Source organism: Tabrizicola caldifontis (genome assembly GCF_004762095.1).
Lineage (GTDB): Bacteria > Pseudomonadota > Alphaproteobacteria > Rhodobacterales > Rhodobacteraceae > Tabrizicola > Tabrizicola caldifontis.
In genome coordinates, this window is sequence record NZ_SIJH01000002.1 from 110,771 (window position 1) to 128,797 (window position 18,027).

Annotated in this window: 14 protein-coding genes and 1 pseudogene; 11 read left to right on the top strand and 4 right to left on the bottom strand. The window is 67.8% G+C overall.

Annotation, left to right across the window (positions count from 1 at the left end; translation table 11 throughout):
* Positions 1-11: 11 nt before the first annotated feature.
* The 3 genes from EYB42_RS17245 to EYB42_RS17670 form a co-directional block, all read right to left on the bottom strand.
* Positions 12-155, bottom strand: a complete 144-nt coding sequence (locus EYB42_RS17245; RefSeq protein ID WP_167850892.1) for a hypothetical protein — start codon at positions 153-155, stop codon at positions 12-14.
* Between the two features lie 71 nt (positions 156-226).
* Positions 227-715: a hypothetical protein gene (locus EYB42_RS02110; RefSeq protein WP_135447693.1), complete on the bottom strand. Its 489-nt coding sequence runs from the start codon at positions 713-715 to the stop codon at positions 227-229.
* 3 nt (positions 716-718) lie between these two features.
* Positions 719-847, bottom strand: a complete 129-nt coding sequence (locus EYB42_RS17670; RefSeq protein WP_256371605.1) for a hypothetical protein — start codon at positions 845-847, stop codon at positions 719-721.
* A 146-nt stretch (positions 848-993) separates the two neighbouring features.
* Here EYB42_RS17670 and EYB42_RS02115 point away from each other — a divergent pair, with 146 nt between their 5' ends.
* The 7 genes and pseudogenes from EYB42_RS02115 (at position 994) to EYB42_RS02140 (ending at position 5,213) form a co-directional block, all read left to right on the top strand.
* Complete coding sequence (locus EYB42_RS02115) at positions 994-1,407, top strand: S1 family peptidase (protein ID WP_135447695.1); 414 nt, start codon at positions 994-996, stop codon at positions 1,405-1,407.
* Between the two features lie 66 nt (positions 1,408-1,473).
* Positions 1,474-1,602, top strand: a pseudogene (locus EYB42_RS17675) (hypothetical protein); the annotation flags it as partial.
* 159 nt (positions 1,603-1,761) lie between these two features.
* On the top strand, positions 1,762-2,010 hold the full coding sequence (locus EYB42_RS17680) for a PDZ domain-containing protein (protein WP_276605842.1): 249 nt from the start codon (positions 1,762-1,764) through the stop codon (positions 2,008-2,010).
* Between the two features lie 14 nt (positions 2,011-2,024).
* On the top strand, positions 2,025-2,786 hold the full coding sequence (locus tag EYB42_RS02125; RefSeq protein ID WP_240783932.1) for a response regulator transcription factor: 762 nt from the start codon (positions 2,025-2,027) through the stop codon (positions 2,784-2,786).
* Entirely contained in the window at positions 2,677-3,804 is a 1,128-nt protein-coding gene (locus EYB42_RS02130; RefSeq protein WP_167850894.1) for a HAMP domain-containing sensor histidine kinase, read from the top strand. Before EYB42_RS02125 ends, EYB42_RS02130 begins: the two co-directional genes overlap by 110 nt.
* An 18-nt stretch (positions 3,805-3,822) precedes the next feature.
* A complete protein-coding gene (locus tag EYB42_RS02135; protein ID WP_135447704.1) occupies positions 3,823-4,971 on the top strand; it encodes a patatin-like phospholipase family protein in 1,149 nt (382 codons plus the stop codon).
* On the top strand, positions 4,968-5,213 hold the full coding sequence (locus EYB42_RS02140) for a hypothetical protein (RefSeq protein WP_135447706.1): 246 nt from the start codon (positions 4,968-4,970) through the stop codon (positions 5,211-5,213). Before EYB42_RS02135 ends, EYB42_RS02140 begins: the two co-directional genes overlap by 4 nt.
* A 4-nt stretch (positions 5,214-5,217) precedes the next feature.
* On the opposite strand, the gene EYB42_RS02145 is transcribed toward EYB42_RS02140, so the two are convergent.
* Positions 5,218-7,746 (bottom strand): hybrid sensor histidine kinase/response regulator, encoded by a 2,529-nt coding sequence (locus tag EYB42_RS02145; RefSeq protein ID WP_135447708.1) that lies wholly within the window; start codon positions 7,744-7,746, stop codon positions 5,218-5,220.
* Positions 7,747-7,926: 180 nt separating this feature from the next.
* Here EYB42_RS02145 and EYB42_RS02150 point away from each other — a divergent pair, with 180 nt between their 5' ends.
* The 4 genes from EYB42_RS02150 to EYB42_RS02165 all read left to right on the top strand — a co-directional run bounded on the left by EYB42_RS02150 (position 7,927) and on the right by EYB42_RS02165 (position 17,982).
* The gene (locus EYB42_RS02150) at positions 7,927-13,374 is read left to right on the top strand and encodes an alpha-2-macroglobulin family protein (RefSeq protein ID WP_135447710.1); all 5,448 of its coding nucleotides are present in this window, start codon (positions 7,927-7,929) and stop codon (positions 13,372-13,374) included.
* Between the two features lie 157 nt (positions 13,375-13,531).
* Positions 13,532-15,574 carry a penicillin-binding protein 1C gene (pbpC, locus tag EYB42_RS02155; protein ID WP_135447712.1) on the top strand — a complete coding sequence of 681 codons (2,043 nt, stop codon included), beginning with the start codon at positions 13,532-13,534 and terminating at the stop codon, positions 15,572-15,574.
* A 61-nt stretch (positions 15,575-15,635) separates the two neighbouring features.
* Entirely contained in the window at positions 15,636-16,601 is a 966-nt protein-coding gene (locus EYB42_RS02160; RefSeq protein WP_135447714.1) for an NAD(P)H-binding protein, read from the top strand.
* A 124-nt stretch (positions 16,602-16,725) separates the two neighbouring features.
* A complete protein-coding gene (locus tag EYB42_RS02165) occupies positions 16,726-17,982 on the top strand; it encodes a DNA polymerase IV (RefSeq protein WP_135447716.1) in 1,257 nt (418 codons plus the stop codon).
* Positions 17,983-18,027 lie beyond the last annotated feature (45 nt).

Below are 18,027 nucleotides of genomic sequence, written 5' to 3' on the forward strand. Positions count from 1 at the left end.
TCGACTGCGTCCTACAGGATCGTCACGTTTTCCGGCGCGAAAGGCACCGGGGCCCGGCTGGTCAGATAGGTGGATACCAGTTGCACACCGTTGCCGGGGCCTTTCAGCCACCAGCGTTCGGCCCGGTTCTGATACCGGTCCACCCCGATCAGCAACGCATGGTTCTGTCGCGCCGGGGCAGGCAGGGCAGCAAGGCAAAGGGCAGAGGAGAGATTAACCTGTTTGATCAGTTGGTCATCAATGCATAGGCCGCCGAAGCCGGCCCCCTGTTTTCGACTTTCACGGTAAAACTGCCCGCTTCGGTCGGGATCCAGCCGTAATGGGCGATGTGGGAAATATCGGTGTCGGAACAGACCAGAAGCCCCTGATCGTCATGGACGGTCAGGTTCAGGTTGGTCGCGGCGCGGGCCTCGACATAGACCTCGGCATATTCGCCGCCCCGGGTTTCGATCGGCGGATAGGTGTCGCCGCCGCCGTTCTTCAGCGAACCGATGTTGTAGACCGGACCCGAAGCCACGCCCTTGAACTTCTCGGCCAGGATGTCGTCGATCAGACCCAGCAGCGCCTCGTCCCCCGCCGCCAGCGCCCTTGCGGTGGCCAGCATTTCTTCCCAGCCCATGGGTTCGCCCTCGCCCGCTGCGCCCCCGATGGCGGCGCGATCCGATCGCACCGGGGCCAGCGCCTTGCGCAGCCTTGCCGCCGACAGGATCAGCATCGGTTACGCCGCCGCGACCCCTGCCGCACAGGTTCGTGCGGAAAGTTCGGCCAGCTTCACGGGCGAAGGGGCATAGGCCCCGGCGGGCACAGCCGGGCAGAAGATGGACAGGGCAAGCAGCGTGGGGCGCATCGCGGGGGGACTCGTCCGGCTTTGGGTGGCGCAAGGATGAGCCGCGGGTTTCCACCTGCAAATGCGGGATTTCCGCATGACGGCCTTTGTCATGTGCCCTTGGCAGGGGGCGCTGCCAGCAAGACGGCACCGACGCTGGACAAGGGTTGCATCATGGTGGCGAAAGTGTCGGGCTGGCGGTGCTTATGGTGCTGCTGCTGGTGCTGGTGCGCCCGGCGGCGGCCTTGCCCCCGGACGCGGCAATGGACCGGGTCTTCACCGTGCGCAGCGCCGATAGCGAGGACCGGTTCCTCGGCTCGGCCTTTCTTTGCGGCCACGGATCGGTGGTGGTGACCAACGCCCATGTGGTGGGCGAGGCCGAAGCCGTGCGGCTGGTCACGCGCCACGAGGTCGAGGCGGTGGCTGCGGTCATCGCCCGCGATCCGGTGCGCGATGTGGCGGTGATCTCTGCCCCGCCGGAGCTGAACGGCAAGCCGGGCCTGCCGCTTTCGCCGACCTGCCCGCCCTCGGGATCAAGGTCTTTGCGCTGCGTGCGCCGCTCGGCATCGAGTTCACGCTGACCGCCAGGTAGCCGAGGCGCTGGGTCTGTCCAGCCTTGGCTTGCTGATCGACGGGGTAGAGCCGGGGGGCTGGCGGCACAGGCCGGACTGGTCGGCGGCGACATCCTGATTGCGGTGGACGGGGCCAAATTGCTGCGTCCCGGCGACCTTGCCTTTGCGGTGGAACGGGCCAGCATCGCGGGTCATGCCAGGCTGACCATCCTGCGCGGCGGCAAGACGCCGGATCTGCCCCTGTCGCTCGCAGCCCGGGATCAGGCGCAGGGACTGAAGCTGCGCCAGGCGTCAGCCACGATGCCCGAGGCGGTGACATCCTGCCGCCTCGCCGCGCTGGGTGTGGTGCTGGACGGGTCGGGGATGGTGACCACCGTCAGCGACAACTCTCCCGCGCTGCATGCGGGCCTTGGCAGAGGCGACCGCATCCTGACAGTCAACGGCGCTGCGGTGGACCTTGCCGATGACGAGATCACCGCTCAGGTCCTGATCCTGGTGCAGGCGCCGAGTGAGGCGACGCGACATAGCCGTCTGGACCCCTGGGGCAGCCACGACGGGATGCGCCCGGTTGGCGGGGCGAATGTGCTTGATCCGGCAGTGGCCGTGTTCTGAATGATCCCATGCCGATGTCCGACCGCATCCTGATCGTCGAGGATGACGCCGAAACCGCCGCCGCCGTGCGCCGCAGTGGAACACCTAGGCTGCGCCGCCGACCATTGCGCCACGCTGGAGGCCGGGATCGCCGCCGCATCTACCCTTACAAGGTCATCGTGCTGGACAGGATGCTGCCCGGTGGCGACGGGGTAGAGGCGATGGCGCAGATCAGGGCGGGTGGCTCGCAGGCGCTGATCCTGTCTGCGCTGGGCCGTGCCGCGAACCGGGTGGAGGGGCTGGAGAAGGGCGCCGACGACTATCTGGCGAAGCCCTTTGAACCCGACGAGTTGCGCGCCCGCCTTCGTGCGCTGCTGAGGCGCGCCACGATGCAGGTGCAGGACAACGATCTGCTGGCCTTCGGCGATCTGGAAATCCGGCTGAAGGCGCGAACGGTGCATGTCAGGCGCGTGCATGTCGCGGTCAGTCCGAAGGAATTCGAACTGATCACCTTCCTTGCCCGCCACGCGGGTCAGGTGGTCACGCGAATGCAGCTGCTGGAAAATGTCTGGAACCTGCATTTCGACCCCGACACAAATGTCGTGGATGTTCATGTCGGGCGGCTGCGCCGCAAGCTGGAAGAGGCGCGAAGCGACGCGATGCGCGACGCTGCGGCTGGCCGCAGCGATGGCGCTGGCAGTGGCGGCGCTGTCTCTGGGCGCGATGGCGCTGCAGTACCGCCTTGTCGAAGCCCGGCTGATGGAGGCGCAGCGTGGTCTTCAATCGGCCGATCTTGACGGCTTTGCCGCGCTGTATGACCAGCACTGGATCATCGCGCTGCGCCAGGCCATCGACTACCGCGCTGCGGCGGCAACGGCGGACGAGATGCTTCTGCTGATGGACCGGGGCGGCACCGTTCTTGCAGGCACCCGCGCGGGCTGGCCCGCGGGGCTGGCGGCTATGCGGCGGGCAATGCTCGGCCTTCTGGGCGCCCTTCTTGTTGCTGGCGCGCTGGTTGGCGGTTTCGCGGCGCGCTCGGTCATGGCCAGGATCAACCGGATCAACGCGCTGGCCGACCGTGTGGCCGAAGGCCAGCTGGACGCCCGCCTGCCGAGGCCGCGTTCCGATGACGAATTCGGCCTGCTCGAAACCCATGTCCAAGCCATGCTGGACCGCATCCGGAATCTGAACCGGGCAACGCACCGCCTGTCCGACATCATCGCGCATGAACTACGCACCCCCCTGAACCGCATGCTGCAGAAACTGGGCTGGATCGAGGATCAGGACAACCTGACCGCCGAGCTGAAGACCGAAATGCGCCAGGCAATCTGCATGTTCGATCCGCTTCTGGACATCAGCCGGGCCGAGGCCGACCAGGGCACGGGTGGCGGACTGGTGCCGGTGGACCTTTCCGTAGTCACAACCGAGATGTGGGAGCTTTACCAGCCCCTGGCCGAGGACAAGGGTCTGCTGGCCGGGGCAACCATCGATCCGGGCCTTGGGGTGCTGAGCGACCGCAACCTGATCGCGCAGATGCTGGCCAACCTTCTGGACAACGCGATCAAGTGGTGCACCGCAGGCGACCGGCACCTGATGCGCGTTGCCGACACCGGGCCAGGCCTGCCGGGCGCGATGAGGGGCGAGGCCTTCGCGCGGTTCGTCCGTGCCGAACGTGACCGTGCCCTGCCGGGCCACGGCCTGGGCCTTGCCCTGGTCCGCGCCATTGCGGCCCGGCACGGCGCGCAGCTTTCGATGCCAGGGGGATCCGGTTTCACCCTTGAAATCCTCTGGCCAAGGCTTCAGCAATCTGGCTGACCCCGAAACGGGCCCGACATGCGGCGCGCGTTTCTTCTCCTGCTGATCCTTCTGGGCTGCGCGCCGTGGAACCAGCCTCTGCAAGGCGAGAATCCCGCGCTTGTCGAACCCGCGACTATCGGCGACGGCGCGCTTTACGTCGGTCTCGCCTTCTCTGGCGGCGGGTTCCGGGCCACCGCCTTTGCCTATGGCATGCTTGAGGAACTGCGCGCCGCCGGGGTGGAAACCGGCACGCCTGACGGCCTGCTCGACCATGTGCATCTGGTCTCGGGCGTGTCGGGCGGGTCAATCATGGCGGCGCAGTTCGGGCTGAACGGGCCAGCCGGGCTGACCAGGTTCCGCGACCGTGTCCTGGTGCAGGACGGCGAGGAGTACATGGTAACCTCCCGTCTGAACCCGCTGACCATCGCCAAGGGCATGGCAGGGGTCGTGAACCGGCGCGACACCTTCGGGCGCTGGCTGGATGAACGGCTGTTCCATGGCGCGACCTTTGGCGACCTGCACGAACGGTCTCGCGTCAAGACCTGGATCAACGCCACCGACATGGCGAACAACGTGCCATTCCTGTTCAGCCCGGAAACCTTCGATGCGCTTTGTTCCGACCTCTCGAAGGTCCGCCTCAGCGAAACCGTGGCGGCAGCTGCGGCCTATCCGCTGGTCTTCACCCCCATCGTGCTGGAGGCGCATCACGGGCGCTGCGATTACCGCGAGCCCGACTGGCTGACCGCGGCCCGCCACAACCCCGCGGTCACGGCGGCGATGCGTGCCCGTGCGCGGGCGCTGGAAAGCCATGCCGACCCCGACGAGGTGAAATTGGTCAAGCTTCCGGACGGCGGGATCACCGACAACTACCGCGCCACCGGCCTTGCGGTGGAACGCGCCCGGGCGCAGGTGCCCCATGCGCCGCTGACGGCGGCCGAGGCGGTCAGGCTGAAGCGGATGCTGTTCCTGGTGGCCAACACCGGGGTGGACCAGGATGACGACTGGACAAAGAAGGTTCCCGGTCCCGGCGGCGAGGCGCTGGCGAAGTCGATCGCCACCATCGCCTTGGCTGCCGCCAGCCGTTCGGGCTATGATTCCATGCGCGGCGAGCTGCGGCAGTGGGAAAGCGAGCTGATCGAATGGCGCTGCGCGGTTCGGCCGCCGGATGGGACTGCCGCGATGTGAAACTGTTCGTCGGCAAGGTCAGTTTCGCAACCCTTCCCCCCAGCCCTGCGCGACGGGATGAACGCCGTTCCGACCCGGCTGAAGCTGAGGTGGACAAGGTCATCGCGGCAGGCCGCCTGGCGACCAGGACGACGCCCGAATTCAATGGCTTTCTGGCCTCGCTGGCAGGAAAAGACGTGGACAGCCGAATCCGCGAGGGGATTGCCTCGGGCGGGCGGCGGATTGTTCCTGTTGGCGACTGACCGGTCAGGCAGCGGTCAGCGGGGGGCGCACATCCGGCGGGCAATGCCTGGCAAGCGCGGCCTCGATCGCGGTCTTCCGCAGCGGTTTTGTCAGACACTCGTCGATCCCGACCACAAGGATGTTCTCGGCATCGCCCTCCATCGCATGGGCCGTAAGGGCGACGATCGGAACGTGCGCCCCGGGCGGTTCAAGAGAACGGATCACACGGGCGGCCTCTTTTCCATCCATCTCGGGCATGGAGATGTCCATGAAGATGATGTCAGGCCGGAAACTCTGGTACAGGTCTACCGCAAGGCGCCCGTTGTCGGCAAAGACCAGGTCAAGATCCATCGCGCGGACCATCTTCTGAAGGACCAGCTGGTTGGTCCTGTTATCCTCGGCCGCAAGCACCCGCAGCCGTCGCTTGTCGGATGGCGGCGCCGCAATGACGGGATCGGCCACGGAAACCGGTGCGGAAAGGGCCTGAAGGTGGCGGTAGAGATCAGAGCGCAGAACGGGCTTCTGCAGGATCGCGGCAAAGCTGTCGGCCGCCCCGCCCTGCCCGCAGGTATTTGAGCTGAGCAGGATCGCCGGCAACCCATGCCCCGCGGCGCGCGCCGCAGCCAGCAGGGCGACGCCGTCCATCTCGGGCATGGCATGGTCGGTCAGCAACACGTCGTAGGGCGGGTCCGATAACAGCCGCTCCAGCGCCTCGCCCCCGGAACGGCACAGCGTCACCTCGATCCCGCAGGGGGCAAGCTGGCGTTCCAGGATCGTGCGGTTGATCAGCTGATCGTCCACGGCCAGCACCCGCCTGACGGCAATCGGCGCCTGCACCGGGCCGGCGTCTTCGGCCACCGGAAGCGTCACGCGAAACCCGAAGGACGAGCCCTTGCCAAGGTCACTGTCCACCCAGACGTCGCCGCCCATGTGTTCGATCAGGCGGCGCGTGATGGCCAGGCCAAGCCCGGTCCCCTCGAACTTGCGGTTGCGCTCGTCCTCGACCTGATTGAACTCGCCGAAGATGTGGTCGAGGTGTTCGGGCGCGATGCCGATGCCGGTATCCTCGACCGTGACGTGCAGGGTCTGCATCCCGTCCCGGCTGTCCACGCCGACGACGCGGGTCAGGACATGGCCGGTTTCGGTAAACTTGACCGCATTGCCGATCAGGTTGGTCAACACCTGGCGCAGCCGCCCCGGATCGCCGACGAACCGCGTGGGCAGGAACATGTCGAAGTCGATCATCATGTCGATGCCCTTTTCCCGCGCGCGGGGTTGCAGCAGCATCGTCACCTCGTGGATCGTGCGCTCCAGGTCAAAGGGTTCGGGGCGCAAGGTCAGGCGTTCCGCCTCGATCTTGGAATAGTCGAGGATGTCGTTGATGATAACCAGCAACGCCTCGCCCGACGACCGGATGGTTTCGGCGAAAAGGCGCTGTTCCTCGTTCAGGGTGGTGTCGCACAGCAGTTCCGCCATGCCGACGACACCGTTCATCGGGGTGCGGATCTCGTGGCTCATGTTTGCAAGAAAGGCCGACTTGGCGCGGTTGGCGGCCTCGGCGGCGTTGCGTGCATCTTCCAGCGCCTGCTGCTGCTGCTTGGCCTCGGTGATGTCAACCCGCAGGCCCACATGGCCGCCGTCGGGCGTGGCCTGCTCCAGAACCCGCAGCCAGCGGCCATCGGGCATCTGCTGCTCACTGATCGAGGAAGGGGCGAAGTGCCGCTTCAGTCGCTGATGCAGCCATTCCTCCTCTCTTCCCTCGGCCTCGGGGTATTTCTTCAGCTTCAGCCCGTGGCGCAGGATCTGTTCGAAGGTGACACCGGGGGCGATGATATCCGCGCTGGGGGGATGGATGTCACGGTAGCGGCGGTTGCAGAACACAAGGCGGTCCTCGCGGTCGAACAGGACGAAGCCATCCGGTATCGCCTCGATCGCGGCCCAGTTCCGCATCTGTTCGGTGATGTCGATTGCCAGGCAGACAAGGTCGCCGTCACGGGCGCGATGGTCCTGCAGCTTGACCCAGGTGCCGTTGCGGAATTTCAGCGTGACGGGTTCGATCGGGTCGCCCCCGATCCGCGCAAGCATTCTGGAAACAAAGCTTTCGGGCTCTTCCGCGCCCAGGTCGATCCGGCCCGATCCGGCGATCAGGCGCAGCATTTCGGCATAGGCGATTCCCGGGGCTACCGGCTGGCCGCCGAAGGGGGCAAGCCAGGCGCGGTTTGCCGTGACCATGCGCAGTGCGCTGTCGAAAACCGCGAAACCATCCCGGATCGCATTGATCGAATCCCAAAGCCGGCGTTCTGCCATGACTGCGGCCGTATGCGCGCGATCCAGGTCCTTGAGAACGCGATGGTTCTGCGACTTCAGCGCCTCGGCCTCGGTCAGCGCGGATCGCACAGCCTGGCGCTGCTCCACGATCTGGTCGGACAGGGCACGGGCATGAATCGCCAGCTTTTCGTTTGCGGCGAAAAGTTCACGGCTTTTCTGTTCAAGCAACCGTTCCGCAGCCAGCCGCGCGCGCCGTTCCCTGGCCAGACGTTCCGAAAGATCCATCGCTTTGCTTCCGACATCACGCCTTCGGATCCGGGCTGCAGCAAAGTCCGCACATCCGGTTTCCGCCACTAGCCTCGCTGATCGAAGTGAACCAAGACTTAACGCCATGAGGTTCGCGCGACTTGTCAGGCCGGACGGGCCCGTGCGACATTTTCCCCATCCGCAAGGGAGGCATTTTCGATGCGCTGGTTTCCGAAAGTCGTTTTCGCGGCATGCATTGCCGGAATGTCCGGCTGGGCCTCGGCGCAGGATCTGATCCCCGAGCGCCGGGTAATCGTCACCCAGGACGAGGATCTTCCAGGCGGCGACATCGCCAGCATCTTCGACACCACCATCGAGGCCTGCGAACGCGCCTGCCTGACCAATGCGCGCTGCGAGGCCTATGTCTACAACACCCGCAACGGTTCATGCTTCGTCAAGGCCAGTCCCGGCGAGGGCACATTCTTCCAGGGCGCCTATTCGGCGCGCGTGGTCGCGTCCGATGCGGCCATCCGCGCGGCGGCGACGGACCGTCGGGCCGAACTGACCTTCATTCCCGACTGGGACATCTCGTCCGCCTATGCCCAGGCCGAGGGTCTGGGACGGCAGCACGTCACCGGCCCCTCGACGGCCGAGGAACATCTGCGGATGGCAGCCGAATACGAATCGCGCGGCGACTGGGCGGGTTCGGCGGCCTATACCGGTGCGGCGCTGAACCGGACGGACGATGCCGCGACGTGGTCCGATCTTGCCCGCCGCCAGCTTGAGGCCGGCAAGAAGGATCCCAACCAGCAGTGGTTCTTCTACGGCCAGGCGCTGAGTTCCTCGATCAACGCCTATCTGCGGGCCGACAGCCCGGCGTTGCGTCATTCGATCCTGGTCGTGATGGCCGAAGTGCTGGAATGCAACGGCCGCGGCCGCGACGCGGTGCTGGCGCTGCGGCTGGCGCAGTCCTTGCAGAACCGGACCGATACGGCGGCGCTTCTGGACGCGGCGATCGGCAAATACGGCTTCCGCATCGAGGAAACCCAGGTGCAGTCCGATCTGGCCCGCCCGCGCCTCTGCGCGACCTTCAGCGAGGATCTGGTGGCCTCGGGCGTGGATTACGCCACCTTCGTCCAGCTGACCGAGCCGGGGCTGGTGGTGGAAAACGGCGGCGGGCGGCAGCTTTGCGTGGCAGGGCTGGAACATGGCAAGCGCTATACCGTCACCTTCCGCGAAGGGCTGCCGGCGGCGGACGGGCAGGTTCTGGCCAGATCGGTCGAGATCACCCAGTATGTCCGCGACCGCAACCCCGGCGTCCGCTTCCCCGGCCGGGGCTATGTGCTGCCGAATACGGCAGACGTTACCCTTCCGGTCGAGACGGTGAACACCGACAGGCTGGATCTTGCGCTGTATCGCGTAACCGACCGCAACCTGCTGCGGGCAATTCAGGGTTACTACTTCGGCCAGCCGATCCAGACCTATGCAGAATTCGACTTCACCGACATGGTCGGCGAAAGGATCTGGACCGGATCGGCCACGGTGGGGCAGGAGGTGAACCGCGACGTAACCACGCGCCTTCCGATGAGCGAGCCCCTAAAGGGCCGGCCTGCCGGCATATACGCACTGAAGGCGGAAGTGCCAGGGGCTGATCCCTACGTGATTCCGCCGGGCTGGCAGTGGTTCGTGGTCTCGGACCTGGGCATCACCACCTTGTCGGGGGTGGACGGGCTGCATGTCATCGTCCGCAGCCTCGGCACCGCCGAGGCCAGGCAGGGGGTTACGGTCGAGCTGCTGAACCGCGCCAACACGGTGCTGGGCACGGCCACGACAGACGCCATGGGTCATGCGGCCTTCGATGCGGGCCTGACGCGGGGAACGGGCGCTTCGGCCCCGGCGATGGTGGTGGTGAAAGACGCGGACCGGGATATCAGCTTCCTGTCGCTGACCGAGCCGGAGTTCGACCTGTCAGACCGCGGGGTAGAGGGGCGCGAGGCTGCGCCGCCGGTCGATGTGTTCGTTACCACCGAACGCGGCGCCTATCGCCCGGGCGAGACGGTCTATTTCACCGCGCTCGCCCGCGACCCGGAACAGAAGGCGGTCGAAGGTCTGCCGCTGACTGCCGTCATAAAGCGACCCGATGGCGTGGAATATGCCCGGTCGGCGGTCACGGATCAGGGCGGCGGCTACGTCTTCAGCCAGCCGATCGCCGGCAACGCCCCGCGCGGTATCTGGCGGCTGGAAATGTTCGCCGACCTCGATGCCCTGCCGCTGGCCTCGAAGACTTTCCTTGTCGAGGACTTCCTGCCCGAGCGCATCGATTTCGACCTGACCATGGACGACAGACCCCTGTCTGTCGCCGACACCGCGCCCGTCGATCTGACCGTCACCGCGCGCTACCTGTTTGGCGCGCCGGGTGCGGGCCTGCGGATCGAGGGCGAGATCCTGCTTCGGGCAGCCGAAGGGCTGGAGAAATTCCCCGGCTATGTCTTCGGCCGGCACAACGAACCCTTCAGCGCACAAATGCAGCCGCTGGAAGGTGGCGAGACCGATGCCGAAGGCATCGCGACCCTGCCGGTCTTCCTGCCGCAGGTGGCCGATCCCTTCCGCCCACTCGAGGCGCGGCTGACGATCCGCGTCGCCGAAGGCTCGGGTCGTCCGGTGGAACGGTCGATGACCAGGATGCTCGCGCCCGCCGATCCGTTGCTGGGGGTGAAGCCGCTGTTCGACGGTGTGGCGCCCGAAGGCGGCGAGGCCCGGTTCCAGCTGATCGCTGTCGATGCCGCCGAGACTCTGGTCGCGGCCCCCGTCAAGTGGACGGTGACGCGCGTCGAATACGACTATCAATGGTATCAGAGCTACGGAAACTGGAGCTGGGAGCCGGTGGTGACCCGCACACCGGTGGCCGAGGGCGAGGTCACCTTGGGCGCGGCCCCGGTCGAGATCGCGGCGCCGGTGCAATGGGGCACCTACGAAATCCTGGTGCAGCGCACCGACGGCAACCGCGCGGCGACCTCGATGCAGTTCCATGCCGGCTGGTATGCGCCCGCCGATGCCTCGGCCACGCCCGACACGCTGGAATTGTCGCTGGACAAGCCCGCCTATCGCCCCAGCGAGACGGCGACCCTGCGCGTCGTGCCGCGCGCAGCGGGGACGGCGCTGGTCACGGTGCTGTCGAACCGGCTGGTCGCCATGCAGGCGGTCGAGGTCAAGGAGGGCGAGAACCTGATCCAGCTGCCGGTGACGGATGACTGGGGCACGGGGGTCTATGTCACCGCCTCGGTCCTGCGGCCGATGGATGTGGCGGCGGGGCGTAACCCGGCGCGGGCGCTGGGGCTGACCCATGCCAAGATCGACCCCGGCGCGCGGGCGCTGGCGGCCAGGGTCGAGGTCGCGGCCGAAGCCGCGCCGCGCGGGCCGCTGGACGTGGCGGTGAAGGTCGAAGGTGTGACGGCGGGCGAGACGGCTTGGGTCACCATCGCGGCGGTGGATGTGGGGATCCTGAACCTGACCGGGTTCAAGGCCCCCGATCCGCAGGACCACTACTTCGGCCAGCGTCGGCTGGGCGTGGGCATCCGCGACATCTACGGCCGGCTGATCGACGGGTTGAACGGCGCGACCGGCGAGGTCCGCTCGGGCGGCGACGCGGGCGCGCAGGCGCGGTTGCAGGCGCCGCCGCCCACAGAGGAACTGGTGGCCTATTTCACCGGCCCGGTCGAGGTGGGCGCGGACGGCTATGCGCGGGCGACGTTCGACCTGCCGAGCTTCAACGGCACGGTGAAGGTGATGGCCGTGGCCTGGTCGAAGACTGGCGTCGGGCAGGCGAGCGCCGATGTGCTGGTGCGCGATCCCGTGGTGGTGACGGCCAGCCTGCCGCGCTTCCTGTCGCCGGGCGACACGTCGCGGCTTTTGCTTGAGGTGGTCCATGCCACCGGGCCCTCGGGGCGGATGAGTCTCGACGTGAGCGCGAACGGGCTGACGCTCGGCGCGGTGCCTTCGGGCTTTGACCTGGGCGAGAAGGCCAAGGCCGTGTTCGAGGTGCCGGTGACGGCGGGGGATGTGGGCGTGCAGAGCATCGACATCAGCCTGACCACGCCGGACGGCAAGGTGCTGAAGAAGACGCTGACGATCCCGGTGCAGGTGAACGACCCGGAGGTGGCGCGGATCAGCCGGGTGGACCTGGCCTCGGGGCAGAGCTTCACCTTCGACGGCAACGTGTTCGCCGGCCTCGTGCCGGGGTCGGGCAAGGCGGTGATGGCGGTCGGCCCGATCGCGCGGCTTAACGCGCCGGGGATGCTGGCGGCACTCGACCGCTATCCCTATGGCTGCACCGAGCAGATCACCTCGAAGGCGCTGCCGCTGCTGTACTTCGACCAGGTGGCACGGGTGATGGACCTGAAGGGGGCCGAGAACCTCCAGACCCGGATCGACGAGGCGGTGGTGGAGATCCTGGCCAACCAGTCCTCGACCGGGGGCTTCGGCCTCTGGGGGCCCGAGCAGGGCGATTTCTGGCTCGACGCCTATGTGACCGACTTCCTCAGCCGGGCGCGGGCGCAGGGCTACCGGGTGCCTGATCTCGCCTTCCGCAACGCGCTGGCGAACCTGCGCAACCAGGTGAACTATGCGCCCGACTTCAGCGCGGAAGCCAACGGCGGCGGCGAGGCGCTGGCCTATGCGCTGATGGTGCTGGCCCGCGAGGGCGCGGCGGCGGTGGGCGACCTGCGCTATTACGCCGATGTGAAGGGCGACGATTTCGCCACTCCGCTGGCGCAGGCGCAGCTGGCGGCGGCGCTGGCCTCCTACGGCGACCAGCCGCGGGCGGATGCGATGTTCCGCAAGGCTCTGGCCAAGCTTGACGCGCAGGGGCCGGAGCAGGGCCAGGTCTGGCGGGTGGACTACGGCACCCGCTATCGTGACATGGCGGCGCTTCTGACGCTGGCGGTCGAGGCCGGGTCGAACGCGGTGGACCGCGAGGCGCTGACCGACCGGTTGGCCGCGCAGGGCACCAACCTTTCGACGCAGGAGGCGACCTGGGCGCTTCTGGCCACCAATGCGCTGATCGACCGGCCGGGGGCCGAGGGCATCACCCTCGACGGCCAGCCCGCCGAGGGACCGCTGGTCCGGGTGCTGGAGGCGGGGGCGGCGACCCCGGTCGTCGTGCGCAACGAGGGGCCAGACACCAGCGTCACGGTGACGACCTACGGTGTCTCGGCCGAGCCCGAGCCTGCCGGCGGCAACGGCTATGCGATCACCCGGACCTACTACACGATGGACGGTCAGGAGATCTCGCCGGAAAGCGTGGCGGCGGGAACCCGGCTGGTGGTGGTGCTGGAGGTCACGCCCTTCGCCTATGGCGAGGCGCGGCTGATGGTCAGCGATCCCCTGCCCGCGGGGCTGGAGATCGACAACCCGAACCTGATGTCGGCTGGCTCGACCTCGGAACTGGGCTGGCTGGATACGGTGCAGGAGGTGGCCCATGCCGAGTTCCGGCAGGACCGGTTCCTGGCCGCGATCGACTGGCGGTCGGATGCGCCGTTCCGGCTCGCCTATGTCGTGCGCGCGATCAGCCCGGGCACGTTCCACCATCCCGCGGCTTCGGTCGAGGACATGTATCGCCCCGATTTCCGCGCCCGGAGCGCGACCGGGACGCTGACGGTCACGCCGTGACCGACCAGCGGCCATCTGCACCTCCCCTCCCCCTGGTGGGGCGGGGATGGGGGTGGGGGGCCAAGGCCCTGATCAGGCACCCGGCCCCCCCTCCCTCTCCCTCCCCCACGAGGGGGGAGGGGAGCGCGGGCGCCGGGTCCTGCGCCGGGGGTTGCCGATGATCCGCGCGCGCTGGCTGTTTGCCGTTGCCCTTGGTCTGTGGCTCGGGGCGCTTGGCCGGGACCGGTTCGACGCCTTCATCGACGCGACCGTCCTGCCGCCCCTCGCGGTGGAGATGTCGGTCGAGGTGCTGGACCGCGACGGCGACCTCTTGCGCGCCTACACGGTCGCCGATGGCCGCTGGCGGCTGGCCCTGCCGCCCGACCGGGTGGACCCGCTCTACCTGCGCATGCTGGTGGCCTACGAGGACCGCCGCTTCCGCGACCATGGCGGCGTGGACCTGCGGTCGCTGGCGCGGGCGGTGGCGCAGGCGGTGCGGAACGGGCGGGTGGTCTCGGGCGGATCGACGCTGACGATGCAGGTCGCGCGGCTTCTGGAGGAAGGGACGACCGGCAAGGTCGCGGGCAAGCTTCGGCAGATGCGGGTGGCGCTGGCGCTGGAGCGGCGGCTGAACAAGGACCAGATCCTGCAGCTCTACCTGCACCTTGCGCCCTTCGGCGGGAATCTCGAGGGCGTCCGCGCTGCCTCGATCAGCTATTTCGGCAAGGAACCAGCCCGTCTGACCCCGGCCGAGGCCGCGCTTCTTGTCGCCATCCCGCAAAGCCCCGAAACCCGCCGCCCCGACCGGGCCGCTGACCGGGCCGAGGCCGCGCGTGACCGGGTGCTTGCGCAGATGGTCGGTGCCGGCGTGATCGACGCGGCCGAAGCCGAAGCCGCGCTTCGCGAACCCGTCCCCGGCCTGCGCAAGGCCTTTCCCGCCCTCGCACCGCATCTGGCCGATCGCGCACGGGCCGAACAGCCGGTGCTGACCACACACCGCCTGACCATCGACGCTACCCTCCAGAAGGCGCTGCAAGAGCTGGCGGTGCAGGCGGTCGAGGGCCGGGGAGAACAGTTGCAGGTTGCGATCCTGGTGGCCGACCATGCCTCGGGCGAAATCCTCGCCAGCGTCGGCTCGGCCGGCTACCAGGCTGACCTGCGGCAGGGATTCGTGGACATGACCCGGGCCCTGCGCAGCCCCGGATCGACGCTGAAGCCACTGGTCTATGCCCTGACTTTCGACGAGGGTCTCGGGCACCCCGAGACGATGATCGAGGACCGGCCGATGGCCTTCGGCACTTATGCGCCGCAGAACTTCGACAGGCTCTATCGCGGCACAATCCGCCTGCGCGAGGCCTTGCAGCTGTCGCTGAACATTCCCGTCGTGCAGCTGACAGAGGCGCTTGGCCCGGCGCGACTGATCTCGGCGATGGAAAAGGCCGGGATGAGGCCGGCCTTTCCGGGCGACCAGCCAGGGCTGGCAATCGCACTGGGGGGTGTCGGCGTGACGCTGACCGACATGGTGCAATTGTATGCGGCGCTGGCCCGGGGCGGCGTGGCGCGCCCCCTGATCTGGCGGCTGGGGGCCGAAACCATTGAAGGGCAGCGTGTGGTCTCGGCGGTTGCAGCCTGGCAGGTGGGCGACATCCTTGCAGGCCTGGCCCCGCCGCCGGGGGCGCCGTCAAACCGGCTGGCCTACAAGACCGGCACCTCCTATGGCCACCGCGACGCCTGGGCGATCGGCTATGACGGGCGTCATGTGGTCGGCGTCTGGATGGGCCGGGCGGACGGCACACCGGTACCCGGTGCCTTCGGGGCGGATGTTGCGGCCCCTGTGCTGTTCCAGTCCTTCAACCGGCTCAAGCGTCGGCTGGACCCGCAACCCGCCGCGCCCGCTGCCACGCTGCTGGTGTCGAACGCAGAGCTGCCGCAACCGCTCAAGCGGTTCCGGTCACGCATGGCCGCCTTCGTGCCGGCTGCCGACGCGCCCGCCGTCGCCTTCCCGCCCGATGGCACGGAGGTAGAGCTTCTGCCTGCCGGGCTGAAGGTCAGGGTTACCGGGGGCACCGGCCCCTTCACCTGGCTTGCCGATGGCGTGCCGGTCCTTATCGCGGCGGACTCGCGCGAGGCGATGCTGGCCCTGCCCGGCACCGGGTTCGTCACGCTCAGCGTGATTGACGCCGAGGGACGATCTGCCCGCACAAGCGTGCGTGTCCACTAGGATGCTTTGCCGGAACCGGACACCGGGTCTACAGTCAACCGCAGCCTTGACGGGGGACGAAATGGGCAAGGCCGATGGGCAGCGCGACGTTTTTCTGCTGGGCGGAACGGGAACCATCGGACGGGCCACCGCGCGGGCATTGCTCAACGCCGGGTTCGAGGTGACGGCACTGGTCCGTCAGGGGGCAGATGCGGCCGCTCTGGCAGGCTGCCGGCTGATCGAAGGATCCGCAACCGATTTGCAGGCGGTGCGGGACGCCATGCGCATTGTCAGGCCGGCAGCGGTGGTCTCGTGTCTGGCCAGCCGGACCGGCGAGCCGCGCGATGCCTGGGCGGTGGACCACGCGGCGCATTCCGCTGCCCTGCGGGCTGCACTGGCCGAAGGCGTGCGGCAGTTCGTGCTATTGTCGGCGATCTGCGTCCAGAAGCCCTTGCTGGAATTCCAGCATGCGAAGCTGGCCTTCGAGGCGGAATTGCAGGCGGCGCCGATCGACTGGTCGATCATCCGGCCCACGGCCTATTTCAAGTCGCTTTCAGGACAGGTGCCGCGCGTGAAGGCCGGCCGGGCCTTCGTGGTTTTCGGTGACGGAAGGCTGACCGCCTGCAAGCCGATCTCGGATTCCGACCTCGGGCGCTATCTTGCACTCTGCCTGACCGACCCGGCAAAGCGGAACCGCATCCTGCCGGTCGGCGGCCCCGGTCCGGCGCTGACGCCGCTTGACCAGGCCGCGATCCTGGAACGGCTTCTCGACCGTCCCGTCCGCATCCGGCATGTGCCTGTCGCGATGATGGACTGGATCATCCGGGGTCTGTCCTTCGCGGGCCTCGTTGCGCCGAAGCTGCGGGCCAAGGCCCAGCTGGCCCGGATCGGCCGCTACTATGCGACCGAATCGATGCTGGTCTGGGATGGCGCGCGCTATGACGCCGAAGCAACGCCGGAATTCGGCGTCGATCGTCTGGAGGACCACTATGCCGCAATGCTGCGGGGCGAGGTCGCCGATGACCGTGGGGCGCATGCCGTATTCTGAAGGCTGCCGGTGCCAGCGGGCGTTTCGCGGCAAGCACGGCAATCGGATGCGCGGCTGCGTTGCCTCGGCGCGCAGTTTCATCGACCAGATGCGTGGCAGCTGACACAGTGCTAGCCTTGCCGCCATGCCCAGCCTGTGCCGCGACTGCCTGACCCTGACTGACGCAACGCCTGCGCGCTGCCCTGCCTGCCGTTCCCCGCGAATGGTGGCACATGACGAACTGACCCGGCTTTCCATCGCCCACATGGATTGCGACGCCTTCTATGCTGCCGTCGAAAAGCGCGACAACCCGGCCTTGCGCGACCAGCCGGTGATCGTGGGCGGCGGCAGCCGGGGCGTCGTCTCGACCTGCTGCTACATCGCGCGGATCCGGGGCGTGCGCTCCGCCATGCCGATGTTCCAGGCGCTGAAGCTTTGCCCCGAGGCGGTGGTGGTGAAGCCCCGCTTCGCCGCCTATGCCGAGGCCTCGCGCGCCATCCGCGCGATGATGGAGGAACTGACCCCCGCCATCGAGCCCCTGTCGCTGGACGAGGCCTTCCTCGACCTATCGGGCACCGAACGCCTGCACGGCGCGCCGCCAGCGGTGCTGCTGGCCCGGCTGACGAAACGGATGGAGGAAGAGCTGGGCCTTACCGGCTCGATCGGCCTGTCGCACAACAAGTTCCTGGCAAAGGTCGCCTCCGACCTTGACAAGCCGCGGGGCTTCTCGGTGATCGGCAAGGCGGAAACCGGGTCCTTCCTGCGCCCAAAGCCCGTGCGCATCATCTGGGGCGTGGGCACGGCGACACAGGCGGCGCTGGAACAGGCCGGCATCCGCACCATCGCAGACCTTCTGCGCTGGGAAAGGTCTGATCTGACCGCGCGCTTCGGGGCGATGGGCGACCGGCTCTGGCATCTGGCGCAGGGTATCGACACCCGCCGGGTGAACCGCGATGAACGGCCGAAGTCGATTTCCAAGGAAACAACCTTCGTCGAGGATACTTCGGACCCGGATTTGCTGGACGGCCATCTGTGGCGGCTGGCCGAACAGGTGGCCGACCGCGCCAAGGCGAAACGGCTGGCGGGGCGCACCGTGACGCTGAAGCTGAAGCGCGGCGACTTCCAGCTTGTCACCCGGCGCCATGCGCTGCCGGACCCGACCCAGCTGGCAGATCGCATCTATCGCGCAGCGCGCGATCTTTTCGACCATGCCGGCACCCGGGGACCGTTCCGCCTGATCGGCGTGGGGATTTCGGACCTTGCTCCCGAGGCCGTCGCCGACCTGTCGGGTGACCTGCTCGACCCCGAGGCGCGCCGCCGCGCCGCAGCCGAGCGCGCCACCGATGCGATCCGGGCCAGATTCGGGGCAGAGGCGATCATCAAGGGGCGCGCCCTGCGATAGGGTCAGCGAAACGGCTTTCTCTGGCGGGTTCGTTCTCTGGTCGTC